The 22,186-nt window shown below is 42.8% G+C and carries 16 protein-coding genes and 1 pseudogene; 10 read left to right on the forward strand and 7 right to left on the reverse strand.

Going from position 1 to position 22,186, the window contains the following annotated elements; genetic code table 11:
- Positions 1–309: 309 nt before the first annotated feature.
- The 3 genes from IM473_RS21470 to pdxA all read right to left on the reverse strand — a co-directional run bounded on the left by IM473_RS21470 (position 310) and on the right by pdxA (position 6,122).
- Positions 310–3,639 (reverse strand): helicase-related protein, encoded by a 3,330-nt coding sequence (locus tag IM473_RS21470; protein ID WP_287659593.1) that lies wholly within the window; start codon positions 3,637–3,639, stop codon positions 310–312.
- A 65-nt stretch (positions 3,640–3,704) separates the two neighbouring features.
- On the reverse strand, positions 3,705–5,069 hold the full coding sequence (locus IM473_RS21475; RefSeq protein ID WP_287659594.1) for an NAD-dependent succinate-semialdehyde dehydrogenase: 1,365 nt from the start codon (positions 5,067–5,069) through the stop codon (positions 3,705–3,707).
- Between the two features lie 24 nt (positions 5,070–5,093).
- Positions 5,094–6,122 (reverse strand): 4-hydroxythreonine-4-phosphate dehydrogenase PdxA, encoded by a 1,029-nt coding sequence (gene pdxA / locus IM473_RS21480; RefSeq protein ID WP_287659595.1) that lies wholly within the window; start codon positions 6,120–6,122, stop codon positions 5,094–5,096.
- A 257-nt stretch (positions 6,123–6,379) separates the two neighbouring features.
- Between pdxA and IM473_RS21485 the strand changes: the two genes are divergently transcribed.
- On the forward strand, positions 6,380–7,666 hold the full coding sequence (locus IM473_RS21485; protein ID WP_287659596.1) for an RNA-guided endonuclease InsQ/TnpB family protein: 1,287 nt from the start codon (positions 6,380–6,382) through the stop codon (positions 7,664–7,666).
- Between the two features lie 114 nt (positions 7,667–7,780).
- Entirely contained in the window at positions 7,781–8,938 is a 1,158-nt protein-coding gene (corA, locus tag IM473_RS21490) for a magnesium/cobalt transporter CorA (RefSeq protein ID WP_002792779.1), read from the forward strand.
- A gap of 370 nt (positions 8,939–9,308) precedes the next feature.
- On the opposite strand, the gene IM473_RS21495 is transcribed toward corA, so the two are convergent.
- From IM473_RS21495 to IM473_RS22640, 3 genes and pseudogenes are all read right to left on the reverse strand, one after another.
- Positions 9,309–10,967, reverse strand: coding sequence for a CHAT domain-containing protein (locus IM473_RS21495; protein WP_287659597.1), 1,659 nt, complete (start codon positions 10,965–10,967; stop codon positions 9,309–9,311).
- A gap of 63 nt (positions 10,968–11,030) precedes the next feature.
- Positions 11,031–12,014, reverse strand: coding sequence for a DNA polymerase III subunit delta (holA, locus tag IM473_RS21500; protein WP_287659598.1), 984 nt, complete (start codon positions 12,012–12,014; stop codon positions 11,031–11,033).
- A gap of 35 nt (positions 12,015–12,049) precedes the next feature.
- A pseudogene (locus tag IM473_RS22640) lies at positions 12,050–12,238 on the reverse strand (WD40 repeat domain-containing protein).
- 165 nt (positions 12,239–12,403) lie between these two features.
- On the opposite strand from IM473_RS22640, the gene IM473_RS21505 reads away from it, so the two are divergent.
- Complete coding sequence (locus tag IM473_RS21505; RefSeq protein ID WP_287659599.1) at positions 12,404–13,234, forward strand: Ycf66 family protein; 831 nt, start codon at positions 12,404–12,406, stop codon at positions 13,232–13,234.
- Here the strand turns inward: IM473_RS21505 and IM473_RS21510 are convergent.
- Complete coding sequence (locus IM473_RS21510) at positions 13,231–13,437, reverse strand: hypothetical protein (protein WP_287659605.1); 207 nt, start codon at positions 13,435–13,437, stop codon at positions 13,231–13,233. The genes IM473_RS21505 and IM473_RS21510 overlap by 4 nt on opposite strands.
- A gap of 244 nt (positions 13,438–13,681) precedes the next feature.
- Here IM473_RS21510 and IM473_RS21515 point away from each other — a divergent pair, with 244 nt between their 5' ends.
- The 7 genes from IM473_RS21515 to IM473_RS21545 all read left to right on the forward strand — a co-directional run.
- On the forward strand, positions 13,682–15,013 hold the full coding sequence (locus tag IM473_RS21515; RefSeq protein WP_079208033.1) for a protein kinase domain-containing protein: 1,332 nt from the start codon (positions 13,682–13,684) through the stop codon (positions 15,011–15,013).
- 57 nt (positions 15,014–15,070) lie between these two features.
- A complete protein-coding gene (locus IM473_RS21520) occupies positions 15,071–15,766 on the forward strand; it encodes a vWA domain-containing protein (protein ID WP_002799071.1) in 696 nt (231 codons plus the stop codon).
- Positions 15,767–15,778: 12 nt separating this feature from the next.
- A complete protein-coding gene (locus IM473_RS21525) occupies positions 15,779–17,086 on the forward strand; it encodes a PP2C family serine/threonine-protein phosphatase (RefSeq protein ID WP_287659600.1) in 1,308 nt (435 codons plus the stop codon).
- Positions 17,087–17,212: 126 nt separating this feature from the next.
- Positions 17,213–17,428: a hypothetical protein gene (locus tag IM473_RS21530; protein ID WP_287659601.1), complete on the forward strand. Its 216-nt coding sequence runs from the start codon at positions 17,213–17,215 to the stop codon at positions 17,426–17,428.
- A complete protein-coding gene (locus IM473_RS21535) occupies positions 17,425–18,666 on the forward strand; it encodes a DUF1036 domain-containing protein (protein WP_287659602.1) in 1,242 nt (413 codons plus the stop codon). Before IM473_RS21530 ends, IM473_RS21535 begins: the two co-directional genes overlap by 4 nt.
- Before the next feature lie 266 nt (positions 18,667–18,932).
- Complete coding sequence (locus tag IM473_RS21540) at positions 18,933–20,564, forward strand: PrsW family glutamic-type intramembrane protease (RefSeq protein WP_287659603.1); 1,632 nt, start codon at positions 18,933–18,935, stop codon at positions 20,562–20,564.
- Positions 20,561–22,186 (forward strand): YfaP family protein (locus tag IM473_RS21545; protein WP_287659604.1); only part of this gene is annotated, 1,626 nt, incomplete at its 3' end. The genes IM473_RS21540 and IM473_RS21545, both read left to right, overlap by 4 nt.

The following is a 22,186-nucleotide window of genomic DNA, read 5'->3' on the forward strand; positions in this document are numbered from 1 at the left end:
ATTGGGTTAGATCCCCCTAAATCCCCCTTGAATTGGGGGACTTGAATTGGTTAGATCCCCCTAAATCCCCCTTGATAAGGGGGACTTGATAAGGTTAGATCCCCCTAAATCCCCCTTGATAAGGGGGACTTGAATTGGTTTAGATCCCCCTAAATCCCCCTTGATAAGGGGGACTTGAATTGGTTTAGATCCTCCTAAATCCCCCTTGATAAGGGGGACTTGAATTGGTTTAGATCCTCCTAAATCCCCCTTGATAAGGGGGACTTGAATTGGTTTAGATCCTCCTAAATCCCCCTTGATAAGGGGGACTTAAGAAGGTTGAAATAGACCCAAGGAACAAATAATCTGAGGTTCTTGGGTGGATTCTTGTGGGTGAACAATACAGAGACGGTCATCTTGATATAAAGATACCAGTAAGTCTGCCAATTGTTGGTCACTGATGCCGGTTCTTAAACAACGATTTAAGCGATCGAGAGCCGACTGTCTAAGGGGATAATGATACAATTGGTCGAGAGCCTTGCATAAATCCTCATGAGCAAATAGATCATCCTTACTATCTTGAGAATACCTTTTTAAGCGCTCATAGGTCTTAAATTTTGCTCCCGTCAATCGTCCCAATTTAGATCCGGAATTGTTTTCCTCCTCCGCGATTAATTCTGTCCCTTTTTGTACTAACTGATGGTGTTGGGGATGGGGGGGAATGGCCGGGGTTTGGGGATGACAGGCAGCGGACCGTAAAATAGTTAATTGGGATTGAGTCACACTATTTCCCTGCTTATCAATCCATGCTAAAGCATCATTCCCCCCGGCAGTTTTTAGATACACCATGACTCCCTCCGGATGGGTTGCTGTCCCACTATGGCAACGGGTAGAATAAACCACCGGCGGCAGAGTCTCTATGGTATGTTTTAAACTAGGGTCAACTTCGATCGCATTTTTCCAAATTTGATACGCTTCCGAGGTTAAATCCACTTCTTGATCCTCCTCCTCATCGATAACCTCAGATTTTTCATGATACAGATCCAATAAAGTCTGGTTATCCATCTCCTCCTCAAAAAATATCTCATCGGTCCCCACCACGTCCGCATTCTCTCGCAGTCTTTGAGATAGTCTCGTCCGCAGTTTAATAATTCTCTCCACTCCCTCCGCAGGTAAAAAGGAATAACAGAGAATCTGACTTGCTTTTTGACCGATTCTATCTACCCTTCCGGCCCGTTGAATCAGGCGAATAATTGCCCAGGGTAGGTCATAATTAACGATAATGGCACAATCCTGTAAATTTAACCCTTCACTCAAGATATCCGTCGCAACCAAGACTCGTATTTCTTCCCCCACTTGCTGAGAATTACTGCGGGGACTAAAACGATGGACAATTTCCGCAGGATTAGCAGAGTTTCCCGTCACTCCCGCAATCTTATCCACTCCCCGATTTTGCAACTGAGTGACTAAATAACTGACTGTATCGGCAAATTGGCTAAAAATTAACACCTTTTCTTGGGGATGATTCTCCTCTAACAGCTGCCATAACTTCTCTAGCTTTTCGTCGGTCTCCGGCTGCCAGGTCCCACAGGTTTGCAATAATGCTATTAAAGCCAAGGCATCGGATTTTAGGTCTTTTTTCAATGCGGGTTTAAACACCTCGGGGTTAATCCACTGAAAGCGCTTGCGATAATCACCGCTATACTTTTGATACACTTGTTCGGCTCTTTTTTGATACTCTTTTTCTAACCCGGTTATCCCCCCAGTGTCCTCGGTTTCTATACTTTCATCTTCTCCCTGAGTGACTAAATCCTCATCCAGATAACGAGTGTCTAACAAAGCTGGATCCTGACTCCCGATGGGAAGGGGTAAATTATTGGCCATGGCATGAAGGAAAATATAGTTACGGAGAATATGACGGTCAAGGGATTGCAGAAAAGCATACCCTCCACTCTCCAAACGTTTAAATAAATTCGTCCGACAAAAACCCATTAATCTTTTACCCGCACGGGATAGACTTTTTAAGATGGTTTCTTCCTCTCCTGTCCCTTGGCATCCTTTAATTAGATAATTTCCCAATCCGTAACGGGGTAACTTCAATCCGTTGAGAGTTATCACCACTGCTTCCGAATATAAACGCGCATAAACCGAGTCTTGTAGGTCAAACTTAATTGTCTTTAGTTGTCGTTGGGGAAGATAAACCCTCGACCCATCAGCAAATTTTAGATACCGACGACCCTGTTCGTCTTCTGTAGCATAATTATTTTTGATAAAACCGCGAGTCCGTCTAATCATATAGAGACGCATTAAGTCTCTCCAGTCGTCGGGAGAGTCACTTTTTTCAAAGGCTGCTAGGGACCTAACCGAAGATTGGTATCTGCGATTAAATTCGATTTCTCCTCCCAGAGATTCTAGTAGTCTTTCGGGACGAATTCCGAGATTAGTATCCTCTTGAATGAATAAACGCAGTTGATTGGACAGGTCACGATAGTTTTTATTGTAGGGAGTCGCAGTCAAGAGAATACAGCGACTTTCGTTGGTGTTAATGTACTCCTGTATCACCCGATAACGTTTACCCTCCCGATTGCGTAGGTTATGACTTTCATCGATAATTACTACCCGATAGCGCCGCAGATTGGGTAATTCCTGCATAACCTGACTTAAGGGGATAATTTTCGCTCTTAATTTGTATTTATAGCTGTAATCCTCCCACATGGTTAGGAGATTTTTCGGACAAATAATTAAGATTTCTAAATCGTAGTCTTCCTGCAAAATATATGCTAGAATGGAAGCGATGCGCGTTTTTCCTAACCCCACCACGTCGCCAATTAGTACCCCACCGCGTTTTTGCACATAACGAGCGGCAATTTTAATGGCCGATTTCTGAAAATCTAGCAAGTCTTGGTCAAACTGTCGGGGAATTTTGTATTCCGCTAAACCGGCTCTCGCTTCAAAGGAAAGATGGTAAGCTATTTTTAAATAGATATGATAGGGAAGAATCAGACTTTCCCGGGCCCAACTTTGGTTAATCACATTGACAATATCCGAGGATATATCCCAACACCAAGCATCCAACCAACGATCATTAAACCACTTTTGTAATTTGGCACAAGCATCGTGGTCAAGGACATCAATATTTAATTCTCCCTGCTGTTGTAATCCCGCAAAAGTTAGATTACTGCTACCCAAAAATCCCACCGTTGGGTTATTGACATCCTGTCGATGAATAAGGTATAATTTAGCATGGAGATTATAGCCCAAAAATAAGCGAATTACTAACTTACCCGATTGAATTTGTTTTCCCAACCGTTGCAAAGCTGCCTGATCTCGATTGCTAGGATTCCCCCAAGTTAATTGTTGGCAAAAATCCTGAACAATTTGTTTTCTTAAACGAGCGCAAGTAGCCTTATCTATATCATTTGAGCGCTTCAATAAAGACAGGGATTGCTGTAGTAATTCCTGGGGTGCTTGCTGCATACCAATCAGCAGACGACAACAGGACAAATCACCACCGAGAAAGTGATCAATATAGGTATCAATGGACTGCCAACCGCGCAAATTAAAATAACCCACACAAAAATCAGCGCGTTGGGATGCTAATAAACTTTCCTGTAAAATTGGCAATAAATGGGACTCAATATTATCAAAAATGCGCGGCATATTTTTAATTGGTTATGGTGGTGGGTTACGCGTTGCTAACCCACCCTACTGATAACTGAATTTACTTACTTAATCCAAATAGTTTTAACGTTGACAAATTCGCGAATACCTTCGACACTTAATTCCCGTCCAAAACCGGAACGTTTAATCCCCCCAAAGGGTAAGCGAGGATCGGATTTAACCATACCGTTAATAAACACACAACCGGCCTCAATTTCGGTAATTAAACGCTCAATTTCTGCGGGGTTATTTGTCCAAGCACTAGAACCCAAACCAAAGGGACTATCATTAGCTAAAGCGATCGCTTCCTCGATATTTTTGACTCGAAATAGTAAAGCCACCGGTCCAAAAAATTCCTCTTTTTCCCCCGGAGAACCAGCAGGAATATCGGTTAAAATCGTCGGTAGATAGAAGTTACCTTTCCCCTCTAAACGTTTACCCCCCACAAGGACTTTACCACCCATAGCGACGGTTTTTTCCACTTGAGCGGCAATTTCCGAGACGATCGATAGCGTGGCCAAAGGACCAATATCAACAGTTTCATCGAGGGGATCACCAACTTTTAAAGCTTGGAATTTAGCCACCAATAACTGTTCAAATTGATCGGCGACAGTTTCCATAACAATAAACCGTTTGGCAGCGATACAAGTCTGACCATTATTTAACAATCTTGCCGTCACTGCCGTAGCCGCCGCTGCCTCGATATCGGCACTATCTAAAACGATAAAAGGATCACTACCTCCCAACTCCAAAACCACCTTTTTGATCTGTTTTCCTGCGGCGGCTGCTAAACTCATCCCCGCCGGTTCACTACCGGTTAAAGTGGCGGCTTTTACCCGTTCATCGTTAATTAAATCACTAACGCGATCGGCCCCGATCAAAAGAGTTTGAAAAGTGCCTTCGGGAAAACCAGCTTCTAATAAAATTCTTTCCACCGCTAAAGCTGATTGGGGAACATTAGAAGCGTGTTTGAGTAGGCCGACATTTCCCGCCATTAAAGCGGGAGCAGCAAAGCGAAATACTTGCCATAAAGGGAAATTCCAGGGCATAACCGCTAAAATTACCCCTAACGGTTGATAACGGACAAAACTGCGACTAGCATCGGTGGCAATCAGCACATCTTCCAGATAACCGGCGGCATTATCGGCATAAAAACGACAAACCAAGGCACATTTGAGGACTTCTGCGATCGCTGACTTGATCGGTTTCCCCATTTCTAAAGTCATGGTTTTAGCCAATGCTACTTGATCCCGTTCCAAAATGTCCGCCGCTTGCCGTAACCACTGTCCCCGTTGACTGATGGCGGTGCGGCGATACTGCTGAAAAGTTGTCTCAGCTAGGGCCAATTTCGCCGCCAATTCCTCCGAGGTTAGAGGGGTAAAAGTCTTGAGAATTTCGCCAGTGGCAGGGTTAACTGAAGCGATACCCATATCCCATTTGTCTCCTATCGAGGGCTATATCTCTAGTTTAGTTCTCCGGTTGTCTCGCTGCTGACATAATTCGATCGCTAATTGGATCGCCGCTTGCATACTCTGGGGTCTAGCGATGCCAAGACCGGCGATATCAAAAGCCGTCCCGTGGTCTGGAGAGGTGCGAACAAAAGGTAAACCGATGGTAGTGTTAACAGCACAGTCAAAAGCCATTAATTTCACGGGAATTAAGCCCTGATCGTGGTATAATGCCAGATATGCGTCGGCGGGTTGCCCTTGACCGCTAAACCAAGCGCGTCCCGGTTCCACCCAAAGCGTATCGGGGGGGACAAGGCCGATTAATTGGGTTTGCGGGTATTGCTGCCCCATTGACTCCAACCAAGGCTGTAACCAGTCCTTTTCTTCCCTTCCCAGTTTTCCCGCTTCGCCACTGTGGGGATTAAGGCCGGATATGGCGATTTTTGGGCGATCGATGCCGAAATCTAGCTTTAAAGACTCGATCAATAGGTCTAGTTTTCGGGTCATCAGATCGGGGTTAAGAGTATCGGGAACTTCTCGCAGGGGGATGTGGGTAGTGGCGAGGAGAGTGCGTAAGTTATAGCCAGTGTGAGGGGATTTAGCGACGAATAGCATCCCATAACGGTTAATTCCCGCCATGGTAGCTAAAACCTCCGTTTGACCGGGGAAATCATAACCGGCCAACTGCCAACAGGATTTAGCGATCGGACCGGTGACAATACCATCAAATTCGCCCTTGAGGGTGCGTTTTATGGCTTCTTGCAGGTAAAGAAAGCTAATTTCACCACTGTGGGCATCCCCACGCCCGCAAACGATTTTTTCTTGATTGTAGGGCAAATCGATCAGAGAAAAGCGATCGAGAAGATGGGGATCGTGATAGGCTTTTTCGAGAAGCGTTCTGGTGCCGATTAGAGTAATCTGACAAATAGACGAGATTGGGGAATCGGTGATCGCTTTTAACACCACTTCAGGACCGATCCCGGCGGGATCACCGACGGGGATAACTAGACGGGGAATAAAAGAGGCGGATTCCATAAATTTTGGCCGTCAATATTGCTAATTCTCCCGATTAATCTCATCGTTGACAATTATCAGGAGGGAATAAATCAGTAAACAATCTTCAGTTTACCTAAAATGTCGGATGAATGCCCCCGCTAAATTTTTCGACAAGACATCAACCTTTGCGGGGGATGAAATCCGACCAGGATATTGACTGCGAAGCACGATTTTAATTCTACTATTTGTAGGTAAACTGTGTTATACTTAATTGATCCAGGGTCGAGGATTAATCGATGCTAGTAGTAGAAGCCAAGTTAAAAAACGGGACACCAGAACAATACCAAAGACTTGATGAAGCTATTAGAACTTCTCAGTTTGTGCGTAACTCTTGTGTTCGTTATTGGATGGACAATAAGGGAACAACCCGGAATGATCTTCAAAAGCTTTGTGCGGTACTAGCTAACAATAAAGAGACACCATGGGTTAATAAATTAAACTCTCAAGCTCGTCAATCGGCTGCTGATAGAGCCTGGCAATCAATTAATAGGTTTTACCAGAATTGTCATGCTAAGATACCGGGGAAAAAGGGTTTTCCTCGGTTTAAAAAGCATAGCCGTTCGGTTGAGTATAAACTAACGGGTTACAAACTATCTGATGATAGACGTAAAATCAAGTTCACTGATGGTTTTAAAGCAGGAGAATTTGATTTATGGTGTAGTCAGAAAACCTTAGTTTATTATTCAGAACAACAGATTAAACGGGTAAGAGTTGTGAGACGTGCCGATGGTTATTATTGCCAGTTTTTGATTGACGTAGAACGGCAAGAATACCATGAACCAACGGGACAAATAACAGGAATTGACTTAGGGTTAAAGGAATTTTATACCGATGCCCAAGGCAATACTGTAGAGAATCCACGTTATTTAAGCAAGTCAGAAAAACGACTTAAAAAAGCACAACGACGGTTATCCAAAAAGTTTCGTAAAGGGAAAAAACAGTCTAACAATTATCACAAGCAACGGATAAAAGTGGCTAGGCTTCATCTTAAAGTATCAAGACAACGTAAAGACAAAGCAATTAAAGACGCTTTGGCGTTAGTCCAGTCTAATGATCTGGTAGTTTATGAAGCTTTAAAGGTAAGAAACTTAGTCAAAAACCGTAAGCTGGCCAAGTCGATTTCTGATGCTTCTTGGTATCAATTCACTGAATGGTTGAATTATTTTGCCAAGATTTATCGGATTGTTTGTGTTGCTGTTCCTCCCCATTTTACTAGCCAAGATTGTTCAGTTTGTGGGACGAGAGTTCAAAAAACATTAAGCACTAGAACTCATCAATGTCCTAACTGTAAAACAATCTTAGATAGGGATCATAATGCAGCAATAAATATTCTTAAAAAAGGGTTGCAATATTTGGGAAATCATCTCAACGGTACTGTTGGGCAAACAGAAACCGACCCAAACGCCTTGGGAGAGTCTGGCCTCTGGGGTTTCAGTGGAGACATTGAGAATCTAAGCTGTCTCGTTGAACAAGGAATTTCCGATAGTGATATGGAAAGAATCCCCCGTCACAGCGTAGCTTGACGGTGGGAGTATGTCAATGTAATCTCATGGCGATAGATAGTAACTTTAGGCAAATTAAATTTTTTAACTTTTCTGTTTTCTTATTGCCCAAATTAGCCAGATTGTTGTAAGCTTATGACCCAACTACAACCCGATATATTCGTCAACAATCGTCCCGATACCGATGGAGACGAGGAAGAAGACTACTTCGATTATTTTTATGATGAACCGGGTAGTGAACCAGGGACATTAATTATCGAACCGGATGCCAAACCCTCGCGGATTATTTTAATTGACTACGATGAAGATAACGCCGTTCGCAAGGTGGATATTACCCCCAATGCTTGCGCCCCCTATATTGGCACAAATACCGTGTCTTGGATGGATATTCAAGGGTTAGGGAGTGAGACGGTTTTAAAACAGGTGGGAGAAATTTTTAATCTGCATCCTTTGTTATTAGAAGATGTGGTTAATGTGCCGCAGCGTCCCAAGTTAGAGGACTATAACAATCAATTGTTAGTGATTTCTCAGATGGTGCGACTGAAAGAAGATGAAAGCGGTTTTGATACAGAACAGGTGAGTTTTGTACTAGGAAAACGCTATCTTTTAAGTTTTCAAGAGGAGGAATTACAGGACTGTTTTGAGATAGTCAGAGATCGAATTCGCACTTCCCAGGGACGAGTACGGAAATCGGGGGCGGATTATTTAACCTATTTATTATTAGACACGATTATCGATGGTTATTTTCCCGTGGTAGAACACTACGAAGATCGGATTGAGGCGTTGGAAGATATGATCATTAGTAATCCTGATCGAGATACCATGCAGGAAATCTATGATGTCCGTCGGGAATTATTGGCACTGCGTCGCTTAATTTGGCCGATGCGAAATGTCCTACATTTACTCATGCGTGACCATCATGGTATAGTCAGCGATGAGGTACAAATTTATTTTCGGGATTCCTACGACCACGTCATTCAAATTCTGGAAATTATCGAAGCTTATCGAGAATTAGCGGCGAGTTTGATGGATGTTTATATGTCCACTATGGGCAATAAATTAAACGAAATTATGAAGTTTTTAACCGTAATTTCGACTATTTTTATTCCCTTAACTTTCATCGTTGGTGTCTATGGCATGAACTTCGAGAATATGCCAGAATTAAAAGGAGAATGGAGTTATTTCCTTGTCTGGTTAGTCATGTTAGCCGTAGCGGGGGGCTTAATTTTCTACTTCTGGCGCAAAGGTTGGTTTAAACCAATTTATTCCCTTAAAGAGGAAGCAAAAAGTTAGATAGGGTTGGCTGAAAAAGTTTGTTGGTCGGGTTAGGAGACAGGAGACAGGAGACAGGAGACTATTTTATTTATTCTCCCATCTCCCCGCACCCCACTTCCCCAATAGACATCTCCAAAAATTATAACCCAGTCACAGCTTGCTTTTGGTCTATGTACTAACTAAACAGTTCGATGGCTGTAATGTATATCTATCGTTGCTAATTCAATTTTACTGAAAAAATATGAAGCAATTAAAATAATTTTTATTCGGGTAGATTCCTTAACTAGAAAGACTTTTAGTCTTGAGATTATATTAGGTCGAGGTCTAATTCATAATTCATAATTCATAATTCCCACTCCCGACGACAAACTTTTGCGACAAACCCTAATTATTCCACCACAAATGCGAGGATTTGGCCTTGGTAACTGCCGAAGCGAATCTGTAAACCAGACTCTAGGGGAACTTCTTGGTTATGTACCTGCTTCCAGTGGCCATCTTGGTAGATAAAAGTACCAAAACGGGAGAAATCTTCGAGAAAGTATTGATAGTCGGGATGATCGGCATTTTTACGGCAAATTATCCGACAATGGTTTTTACTAACCCATTTTTCAGTAATCTGTAGATCATTTTCCCTGTCCCGTCCTATATTCATGCCACCACCACGGATTGACAATTTTCTTTCGGGACGATCGAGATAGTATAAGAAAGCGGCGGGCATGGTTCCGGAGATATGGGGCATAACCGTCGGTGATTGAGTCTCATCAAAGGTTTGCAGCAATTGCCCGTCGAAGTCCGGGTGCATATAGAGAATCGGCAAAGTCCAAGCGGGCTGATTGTACTTGTAGAGGGTTAATAACTGCTGCCTGGCGATACGAACGGCCTGATCGATAGGGACTCTTGGAGCGGGAAACAACTTGGACATCTGCGCTTCTTTGTCTTTGAACCCGAGGAGGCTGCGGGTAAAAACTTCGATAAAACTCAAGGCCTCGCGATCTGCGATCGCATCTCGCATGGCCAAAACTGCGGGAACGCCGTGGTGAATCAAGACTTCCGCCAGACTGCTGCGGGGGATCATCTCCTGACCCGATTTAGCGGGATAAGCACCCCAACAGGCATTAAAAACCGTTAAAATGACCTGATTTCTCACCAAAGCTTGGGCTAACTCCGTCCCGTTTAGCTGTTCCCCCGGCCGCAGAAATAGGGAACCGCCATTGGGGGCGGCGATTCCGTGGCCGGCGTAGAAAAAAGCTTGATATTTACCCGTATCCAAGGCCCTGGTCAGTTCTTCGGCCCCTGGTCGAATTAGGGTATCGACTTTGATTTTCACTCCCCAATTCTGAGGGAGGGAACCACTGCCCCCAGGAGAGATGGCCCGGATAAGATTGGCGGCCTCGGATTCCAGTGCCTGGTCGGGATTAGTTTCTCCACCCGTATTAATGGCGCTGAGGTTGAGGGAACTAGCGGCGGTTTTAATCTGTTTTTCGCCGATAACTAAGAGAATATTGAGACTATTACTCGTTTTTATCGGTGGCAGTGGGTCCACATCGCTGGTGGTGCGGCTAAAGAGTATATTCGGATGCAGAGATATGGCCTGTTTACCCGCTTGCTGCATAATTTCCCAGGGCAGCAAAATTAAATAGGGGTTGCGACATTCCAAGCGAATTCGCAGGGGCTGATTTTTGCCGAGGGCGATTCCCTGACTTTGGGCGAAACTTTGACTAATTGATGCTTGAAATAACCATTCCCAGAGACTAATACCTAGTTTCTGCATTAATTGACCGCTATAACTGCCGCCTTCTCCCGAAAGAATCAGTTTAGGTCGAGAATTTGCTTCTAATTGCTCTAACATCGGCAAGGTCGGCATTTTTTGCAGACAGAACATTTCCTGCCATGCCATCCATTCCGTGGTTAGACTCTCGGTCCATTCACAGTCATGATGCACATATCCCCCGGGTAGGGGTGCTTTCGTCACCCAACGGGCGAAATTATTACTCGTGGCTAAAGTAGAGATCGCTAAGTTTAGACTAGGGATGGCATCATCGGTCATTGTGGCTGTTTAGAAGTCTATAGAATCTTATTCTAGAGGATTTCTGAAAGGTAAGGAAGAGTATTAAGTCACCAATAAACAACAAAGTTCAATAATTTTGGTTTGCAAAGTTGCCAAAGGTTCTGCACCCCGCTTGAGACGATATTCTAATTCGAGAAGTATGGGCAAGGTGGCCAGAAGTTGTTTAGAAGAAAAAGATTGTATCTCTTTGCGAATGAAATACAGTCGCTTGGGATTGGCAATTTCGGCGGCGGCGGCGATATTTTTGTCGTCTTTTTCTCCTTCTTCAATTTTTAATTTCACTATTGCCCAAGTGCGAAATTGACCCACTAGGGTGGCGGTGATACCCAGGGGGTTCTCGTTGCGATTTAATAATTCATTGACTAATTCTAGGGCCTTGCCTGTCTCTCGTTTTAAAATAGCACTGGCTAACTGTAAGCTGCTTTGATTGCTGGCATTGACTAAGCTTAAAATGTCATTTTTGTCAATAGTTCCCGCCGAATTATTTTTAAATAAACGCAGTTTTTCTAACTCCATCCACAGCAAGCGGCTGTTATTTCCCACCGCTTCTGCTAAGAGTTCGATCGCATCGGGAGTTAATTTTACTCCCACTTCTTTGGCAATTTCCCTAACTCTTTGGGCAATTTCCTCGACTTTCCAAGGCGGAATTAGTTCAAATTCTTTAACCTCCGCCTGATTTTGGATAAACTTACTCGATTTTAAGCGGGAGTCGGGTTTTTTGGCACTGGTTAATAACAGATAGGAATTTTCGGGTAAATTGGGCAAAGTGCGCTGTAATTCCTGGAAAATATCCTCGGAACATTGTTGACAAATAACCGTATCAGCTAACCAAACTAAACGATTTCCCATGCCGAAAACTGGAGTCATCGCTTGATTAAGGGCTTCGATAATTGCTTCATTGCGATCGCCGTTGATTTTATCATAATTGAACTGTATCCAATTGGGATCGAGAAGTTTTACTTGCAGATTTTTCACCGCTTGGTTAATAGCAAATTCATCTTCTCCCCAATAAAATATTGTCGGCATAAGTTTCTAATTATAGCAGTTATCTTGAGTTGTTACTATTGCCCATTTTCCCAAATTTTTACAGTTTTGTCAGCAATACCACTAATTAAATATTTCTCATCGGCACTAATTACTAAAGATAACAGTTTGTCTGTGGGTTGATCAAGGGTTCCTAATTCCTCTTTGCTTGTTAAATATCAAAACTTAATCGTTTGATCCGAAAGCTTGTTTAATCTGATCAGCACCAGCATAAGAGGATAAACCAAGAATTTTCTAATATTGACGCTGGCTATTCATAAACACCGGTGAAGACAATTTGACTCGATAATTTTGAAAATTAATCAAAAAATAGACTCGATCGACCCCAAATAACGCACAATAAAAAAGGAAATGTCAAAGGAGAATCACAAATGTTGCCCTATATCCTAGCGGTCGTTGTGGGATTGAGTAGTCTGTACCTCCTCACCACCGCTTTTATCGCCCCCGATCGCCACCGTCAAGATGATTTTCTCTGGAGTGCGGTAGGATTATTCTATGCCCTTGTTCTCTGGTTGTGCGCGGGGAGGATTACAGGCGCTATCCTCCTGGGACAAGTTGCCGCGGCCATTTTATTTATTGCTTTCGCTTGGCAAACTCTCAAACTCAGACAAGCACTTTTTTATCCCGACAAACCGGTTAAATTATTTACTATTGTCGGTTGGTTAGGCAATCGTCTCGGCAAAGTTACTCCCTCCCAATCCCCTAAAACTAAAGCTAAAGCTGAGAAAGTAGCGGCAAAAGTTAAAGAAACGGTTAAAGAAACGGTGGACCCCGTTATAGAAAAAGCCGCGGCTATCGGGGAAACTATTACAGAATCAGTGACAGAAATTGCGGAAAAAGCTCAAGAAACGGTGGACCCCGTTATAGAAAAAGCCGCGGCTATCGGGGAAACTATTACAGAATCAGTGACAGAAATTGGGGAAAAAGCCGCAGAAATTATTGATGATGGGGAAACTTTCGATGATTTCGATGATTTCGATGATTTTGATTTGGCAACGGAAGAGATCAACCCTGCCGAAATTCCCCCAGAAATTCCCCCGACTGAACCTGTTGCCAATGTTGAAGTCGAAACTATTGCTGTTAGCGAAACGGTGATTATTGAAGTTACCGAGGAAAATTTGCCCTCAGAAGAAACTATCGGAGAAGATACTGCCCCAGAAACTCGATCGCAAAGCGCAGAAAATCCCCCCTCATCGGATTAAAAATTAAGATTATTGAGCGGGTGGGTTAGGCAATAATTACCCAAGAAATGGTTCTTCGTTACTTGGTATGGTTCGATAGGGGGGCATAAATCGACTAAATCCTTATCTGGCAAGAGACTTAATTGATTAGTTCGTTCTAGATCGAAAACAATTGACAAAAATTGCTGTCTTTCTATAGCAGTTCTCACGCCTGTGTGGTACAGTTAAACCTTTGCTAATTAAGCTTTTCAACATCGATAATGTACCTCTTGCGAACAGGAAACGCTATATATAAGGGTTCCATCCCTTATAATCCCCGTCCATTGCATAACACAAACCGAAGAACCAAATTTTTATTAAAAAAATGTAATAGGAGTGAATTAATTATATTTACTTGAGCTATAAGAAAGAAGAATCATCTTCAAAAACATTCCATTTGCTTAAGTTACCCTAAAAAGGAGGAACAAGGTGAGTGACCTACTCAAATCTGGACAGACAGTCCATACAGAATCTTCTAAAACCCCTTGCACGGTAGAGCAATTACTTGGCGGTGGCGGTCAAGGAGAAGTCTATCGAGCTAATTTAGCCGGTCAGCCTGTAGCGCTGAAATGGTATTACTCCCACTCCATTCAGGCAGATCCTCGCCAGTACGAACGGCTTGAGGCGGCGATCCATTCTGGCGCACCGAGTGATCGCTTTCTGTGGCCTATAGATATTGTATCAGAGCCTGGCATAGAAGGGTTTGGCTATGTCATGCCATTGCGAGAACTTCAATATAAAGGCTTTGTCGATCTAATGAAACGGCGCATTAAACCAGAACCCACCTTCAGAGCTTTAACAACCGCAGGATTTGAACTGGCCGATGGCTTTTTTCAACTTCATACCAAAGGGTTATGTTACCGCGATATCTCTTTCGGTAATGTTTTCTTTAATCCCAACACTGGGGATGTTTTAATCTGTGATAACGATAACGTCACCATCAATGGGGATCAAGAAGGTGGTGTTATGGGAACACCACGCTTTATAGCACCAGAAATCATTACTGAACAAGCGAGACCGAGTACGCAAACGGATTTGTACTCTTTGGCAGTTTTACTGTTCTATATGTTAATGATCCATCACCCCTTGGAAGGAAAGAAAGAAACCGAAATTAAATGTCTGGACGCTCCAGCGATGAATAAGCTTTATGGTACTGAGGCGGTGTTCATTTTTGACCCCAAAGACAATTCCAATGTACCAGTACGTGGCTACCATGATAATGCCCTTGCCTTCTGGCCTATTTATCCACAATTTCTCCGCGAACTGTTTACCAAGGCATTTACTAAAGGTATTCAAGACCCAGAAAATGGCCGCGTCAGGGAGTCAGAGTGGCGGGGAGCAATGGTAAACTTGCGCGATTCTATCATCTACTGTCCTCACTGTGGTGCTGAGAACTTCTACGATCCTGATGTAATAAAAGCATCAGGTGGTAAACCTAACCCTTGTTGGTCATGTCAGAAAGAAATTCGCTTGCCCCCTCGAATTCGCATTGACAAAAATATCATTATGTTGAATCACGATACCAAGCTATTTCCCCATCATATTAATGTAAAATTGTTTGACTTTTCTCAACCAGTCGCTGAAGTCACTCGACATCCCAATGATCCTAATATTTGGGGAATTAAAAATCTTATGCAAGAAAAATGGCTCTGTACTACGGCTGATAATCAAGTTAAGGATGTCGAACCAGGACGCAGTGCAACTATGGCTGTAGGAACAAAGATCAACTTCGGCAAAGCAGAAGGTGAGATTCGTCTTTGAAATGTTATTCCCTGTTTAGCAATCCACTTTTTTTACTGAATCAAGGAGATATTGAATATGCCACTACCAGGTGAAGGGTTGTCAAGCCGCCCCTTACATTTTATCTGGATTTGTGATTGTTCTGGTTCTATGTCTGTAAACGGCAAAATCCAGGTTCTCAATACAGCCATTCGTGAAGCAATTCCCTTAATGCAAAAAGAAGCAAATGAGAATCCCAATGCACAAGTATTAGTTCGCGCCCTTAAATTTTCTAGTGGAGCGCAGTGGCACATAGCTCAACCTACACCAGTTGAAAATTTTAAGTGGACAGATTTGACCGCTGATGGTGTCACAGATATGGGTAAAGCCCTCTCTATGGTTGCAGACCAACTTAAAATACCGCCCATGACTGACCGGGCGCTTCCCCCTGTTTTAGTGCTGATTTCTGACGGTCAGCCGACTGACGACTTTAGCAGTGGACTGAGACACTTGATGGAACAGCCTTGGGGCAAGAAGGCTGTACGAATTGCAATCGCAGTTGGTGGAGATGCAGATCATGAACCATTGCAGAAGTTTATTGGACACTCAGAACTAAGGCCTCTTCAATCTAATAGTCCCGAAAATCTAGTCAAACAGATTAAATGGGTTTCTACTGTTGTTTTAAAAGCTGCCTCTTCGCCTAGCAGTCAAGCCAAAAACTCTAATTTGGGAGGCGGAAATGTCCCAATTCCAGTGCCTCAAAATGTTATCGATAGTGCATCTGATGTCTGGTGAAATGGAGGACTCATGAAAGAAAATATACCCCAACTAAAATGGCGGTGCATTGGTGAATCTGTCAAAGGAGCCTCTCATGTGCGTTCTGGATTGCCCAATCAGGATGCCATTCGCCGGTTTCCAGAATCAGGCATCGGTCTGCCATTGATTTTGGCTGTATCAGATGGCCATGGCAGTGCCAAAAGTTTTCGCAGCGATAGAGGCTCTCGTTTTGCTGTTGAAACGGCAATTAAAGTAATTCAAGAATTTTTCTTGAGCAGTCAACCCAGTGATGTTAATTTCTCGGCACTCAAAGATGCAGCCGAAAGGCTTCTGCCACAGAGACTTGTCAATGAGTGGAGAAAAGCTGTCAACAAAGATTTGGGTTTATCAGAAAATGATGAAGAAAAATTAACTAATAAACCCAACTTTACTGATGAAGAGAAAAAGATTCTTGTTCAGAAAGATGGAGAAGCTGCTTGGCAAGCCGTTGAAAATAATATTTTTCTGGCTTACGGGGCTACACTCTTGGCAGTTTTAGTGACCGAGTTTTTCATTGTCTATATTCAGCTAGGGGATGGTGACATTCTTGAGGTGGATTCTAAGGGAAATACGACTCGACCTTTGGAGCGGGATCCCAACCTAATTGCCAATGAGACAACTTCACTCTGTATGAATAAGGCATGGAATGAATTTCAGATTCACCTAGAACAGTATCCGAAAGGTACGCCCAAACAAATGCCTGCTTTAATTCTGGTTTCTACTGATGGCTACTCCAATTCTTTTTCTACTGACGAAGGATTCTTCAAAATTGGTCGGGATTATCAACAGATGTTCAAGTCAAATCTGACTGAAGAAGTCCGACAAAAATTAGAAGGATTTCTTCAAGAGACTTCAGAAAAAGGCAGCGGAGATGACATCACTCTAGGCATGATTAAAAGACTTGAAACCGATGATCGGGATTATCTAACAGACCGTGTAGAAGATTTAGATAGGAAAGTTATATTAGTTGAGGAGTCCAACATGAGACAACAAGAGAATATCTCGGTATTTGAGAGTAAGGTAAATGATCTCAAACAACAACAATACACAATTCAAAAAGCCGTTTATTGGGGTTTTATATGGGGCTTTAGTTTAATAATGGGTACTTTTTTAATTAGTAATGCTTTCAGTAGTTACCTTTTTTTTCGTCTTAATAAGGTTGAGAAGATGTTGAATGAACTGAAAGAGCCAAAGAGCGGAGAGAAAGGTCAATCTCAACCTCTCAATAGTCCTTCCAATACCTCCTCTCCCCCACCAGAAACAACACCATCCCAAGTACCAACACCTATTCCACCGTAGTAAGCATAAATAAGTTTTACACTTAATCATGTTTCACCTTTTCTCAAAAGGGTAGAAAGAGTTTTATCTGTAAAGTTTATTTATTCTTAAGGCCTAATGCTAGAGACTGAAAATGAGAGAAACCCCATGACTACTCCTAATATCGTGGTAGATGATACTTATCCAGGTTGTCCTTACTACGAACAAAAGAGCTTTGTTAAATGCGGGAGTTCTTTATTCTCTCGCTGTAATAAAGTGTCTTGTGGAGGTGAGCAGGGTAGCTTTCATACCTGTTCTTGGTGTGGAACTAAAGCTCAAATTAGTTGTTACATCGAAAACCTGAGCGCAGGAAAAGACCTATGAACGAGTTACCTCGACAAAAGCTTTGTGAAATTATTACCCAGTACGGACAGGATGTTTCTGACAACCCTCAACGCTGTGAAGGATTACTAAAGGACTTTTGTGGGCAATATAGCAAGGAAGTCTTTCTTTTAGTGAATGCTCTTAAAAAAGGCGTGGCTACCGAGTTACTAAAATCCCAGAATCAGATTCCTCAAGCAGTTATTTTATCCAAGCTTACAAAGCGATTACAAGATGAGCTAGGAATAGCTGAGGAATCTGCTTACTGGGCTGTAGATTCTTGGGGATTAGCATTAGGGGTGATTTCCCAACCACGAACTAAAAATGACTTTCAGAGTCAACAACAATTAATTTTAGAACGACAACAACAAGCAGAAAAAGAGCAAAAACAAAGAGAAGAATATGAAAAAAAATTAGATCAATCCGAGCAAGAAATACAGCAATGGAAACAAGAAGTAGGCAAGCTAAATGAAGCAATAACAACAGCCAGACAACAGCAAAATATTAATCAGAAATCAGCCCATAAGTTTGCTGCCAATTTTGTTTCTATATTGGCTGGCATCTCAGCATTAGCAGCTTTTTTGCTTGGAATTTATGCTTATCAAAAAAATCAACAAATGGGCAATCTTACTGAAAATTTGAACAATCTTACCATTGAGTATAATCAAAAAACTGAAAATTTGATAACTGAACATAATCAAAAAATCAAGAGCCTGACAACTGAACATGATCAAGAAGTTGAGAATCTTATAACTGAACATAATCAAAAAGTTGAGAATATTACAAATAAGAGAAATTTGCTTTATAATCAAGTACAAAATTTTCAAAATACTCTAGAAAATGTTGAGAATAATCTGGAGAATAATCTTAATATATCTGGAGATACTTATTTAAACCTTTGCAATCAAACTTCTAATGACATAATTGATGCTGCAATTATGTATTGGGACGGAGACGGATGGAAATCAAGAGGATGGTGGAATATTAAAAAAGGAGAATGTACAAAAGTTTTGGTAGATTTTAACGAGCGAGGAGATATCTACATTCATGGACAAATAAACAATATTAAGTGGGGAGCTGATGATTTTTCATTTTGTGTAACAAGAACAGCATTTGAATTTGAAAAGTCTGATGAAATGGAATGCTCTGGTGATAATTATAAGGTTAATGCCATTAAGTTTTTGGTTTTCCCAGGAGTCAATGACTATAAGTTTAAAGATTATAAAAATTATACAGAATGATCTTCTATTTCACTATTTCACTAATCTTCAATTGAGTGTTAAAAAATATGAACAACTTACCACGAAAAAAATCAAAGAAATCTTTACCCAGTACAGTCATTCAGTTTACTACGATCCTAAACTTTGTCAAGCTCTACTCAAGGTTTTTTGTGGGCAGTACCGAAAGTAAATTTCTGTCCTTAAATTAACTTGTCCTTTGCAGCCATTACCAATTTTTTATTTATAAAGAAATACCTCACTTACCTCAATGAAAATAGGCAAATCCAATGACACAACAACCTCAGTACAACGCTTATTTAAGACAAATTTACCCTAAAGCAGCCGCCCACACTACACCTACTCATCATCCCTTATTAACCCATCAGTCTATTGTCATTGGACGAGAGCCAAACTGTCAAATTGTTCTCAACTCCACCAACTATCCAGGAGTCTCTAGTCGCCATCTAGAAATTCGTCCCGTCATGCCTTCAGGAAGTCCTCCTTCTTGGCAAATCTGTGATTTAGGGAGTTCCAATGGCACTTATATTAATAACCAGCGATTGCAAGGCTGTCGGACATTACAATTAGGCGATCGCATTTCTCTCGGTCAGCAGGGTGTAGAATTCGTCTTTGAATGTCAAGTTAGCAATCCAGGACTTCCTGGTCGTCCTTTAAATATCCAACCTGGCGACTCCCTTCATTTAAGTCAAGTGCTGCCCATCATCGCGACAAGGCAGGATTTATTTAAAAAAGCTTACCTGATACCAGGTGTCCTTACCGTCTTATTAGTCGTCGGACTATTTGCTGCGATCGGTAATCCTGACCTATTCAATGCCCTATTAGCAGTCTATCTGATTGGGGCAGGCTACTACTTCGTCTATCAATTGGGCGGCAAACAAAAACCCTGGTGGTTGCTGATAGGATCGGCAATAACTACCGTTTTACTCTTGCTCAGTCCTATTTGGTCGCTATTTATCTTGGTTTTCCGTCAAATCCTGCCAGGAGAAATACCGACAGAAGGAACAGAAATAGGATTTCTTTCTTCGTTTATCCACTATTTTTTTGGTGCAGGCATGGCAGAAGAACTCCTCAAAGCCATACCTGTCTTCCTTGCGCTGGGGATAGGACGAATGCTCAGAACCCCTTGGCGAGAGCGAGTGGGTGTCTGGGAACCCCTCGATGGCATTCTCTTAGCAACTGCCTCTGCTGCTGGCTTTACCCTCCTAGAAACCCTGGGACAGTATGTGCCTGGAGCGATTCAGCAGGTAGCAACTCAGGCAGGGGAAGGCGCAGGAGAATTAATCGGGATACAATTACTCATTCCTCGCATTATTGGTTCTGTAGCCGGACACATGGCTTATAGCGGCTATTTTGGTTATTTCATTGGCTTAAGCGTCCTGAAACCGTCTAGACGTTGGTCAATTTTGGCTATAGGCTACTTGACAGCATCAGCACTGCACGCCCTTTGGAACGCTTCTGGTGCTATCAGCAATCTCGTCACTGCCTTTGCTGGAATTTTAGCTTATGCCTTCTTAATGGCAGCCATTCTGAAAGCTCGGCAACTTTCACCAATTCGTTCTCAGAATTGGGCGACTCAGTATTACAATCCACCGATCCTACCTCAAACCCCCTTTTCGCTGCGGATTCAGCAGAAGACAATTCCTTTAACTGTCGGGACTCGGTTGCGGGCAGGGGAGATTCCTGGGTTGGTGGCGCAAAGTGCTAATGGAATAGTCGCTGAAGTGAATGCTAATCCCAAAGATCCGAGCATTTTAGGGTTGCAAAACTGTTCCAATCAATTTTGGATAGCTACTTTACCTATCGGGCAGCAAAAGCAAATCGATCCTGGGCGCAGCATCAAGCTTGCGGTTGGCACGAAAATTAACTTTGGTTCAGTTCAAGGAGAGGTGCGATCATGAGACAATCATCAAGTTGGAAAAAGGTTCTCTTATTCGGCTTATTAGGGGCTTTTGGTTGCCTAATAGGATGGTTATTGGGTGAATGGTTCTTATCTTGGACAATGCTGCCACAAACACAACAAGAAGCCTCGACACCTGCACTTGTGTTTAATCCAGAACTGACTAAACGACTGCAAAGAGAGGGAGCTAAAACAGGGGATGTTCAGCTTTCTCTGTTATGGAATAACTACAACGATTTAGATATACATTGTATCGATCCATCAGGAGAGGAGATTTATTACTCGCACAAGCGATCGCAATCAGGAGGCGAACTTGACGTTGATATGAACGCAAGTGGACGACAATCAAAAGAGCCAGTAGAAAACATTTACTGGCCTGCTGGAGGCGCACCAAAAGGAAAATATCAGGTCTTTGTCAATCATTATGCCAATCATGGCGATGCTGACCCAACTGCCTTTACGGTCGGTGTATTAGTAGAGGGGAATAGTCAAGAATTTTCTGGTTCTATTTCTCATGGTCAACCAAAGCGACCCATTTATGAATTCACTATTGAAGCAAAACCAGCACAACAGCAGCCTAACGCCCAGCAGTTTTGGTATATGGTGTTTATTGTCGGTCTATGGACAGCCTTGCTTGCCATTGGCTTATCTCTTGCCCTAGCAATCGGGCAAAACTTCTATCTTCATCGTCCGTTTTTATCCACTCGTCAAGGCACTATCTTACTTGCAGGAGGGCTATTAGCAGGCCTCGTTTCTGGTGGTTCTGCTCAAGCACTGTTGAGTTTAGTTGCCCAGTCAGAAATCCTCGCTAAAGCTGGCTGGATCGCTGGATGGACGCTTTTGGGAGGGCTTTTGGGAAGGGGGATGGGCTTTTTCATCTCTAACCTACAAGCAAAACGAGCGACTATTGCTGGTGCGATGGGGGGATTTTTTGGTGCTTTAGCCTTTTTGTTGGTTTCCCAGAGTGCCGGTGATGCCTCTGGTCGTTTGGTTGGAGCGGTTATTTTAGGCTTTTTTATCGGCTTAATGGTCGTTTTCGTTGAAGTCGCTTTTCGTACAGCTTGGCTGGAGATTCAATACAATCCCAAAGAGAGCCGCACAGTCAATCTGGGAGCCGAACCCGTCAGTATTGGTGGCGATGCCAAAGCTTGTACTATTTACGCCCCGAATGCGCCACCTGTTGCCCTGCGTTACCGACTCAGCCAAGGTCAAATCCTCTGCGAAGATATCGCCACTGGGGTAACTCAGCCACTCCAACCAGGGGATAATCAGCGAGTGGGCAATCTTACCGTCTTTGTTCGCAGTGCCGATGCACCAGATCAATTAGCCTACCGCGATCTTAATCGTGCTTCTCCAGAAGCTTATCAGGATAGGTCTTCCCTTTCCTATTCTCAACCTCAGACTCAATTTTCCTTGCACATTAAAAGACAAGTCATTTCTCTAACGAATGGAACTCGCTTAACTGCAAGAGAGATTCCGGGGTTAGAACCTCAGAACGCTGATAATATAGTGGCTGAAGTCAGTCATAATCCTAAAGACCCAACGATTTTAGGCTTAAAAAACTGTTCCTGTCGATCTTGGATAGCAACACTTCCAAGTGGAGAGCAAAAGCAGATCGATCCC

The organism is Microcystis sp. M015S2 (assembly GCF_020245945.1).
In the GTDB taxonomy this organism is placed as follows: domain Bacteria; phylum Cyanobacteriota; class Cyanobacteriia; order Cyanobacteriales; family Microcystaceae; genus Microcystis.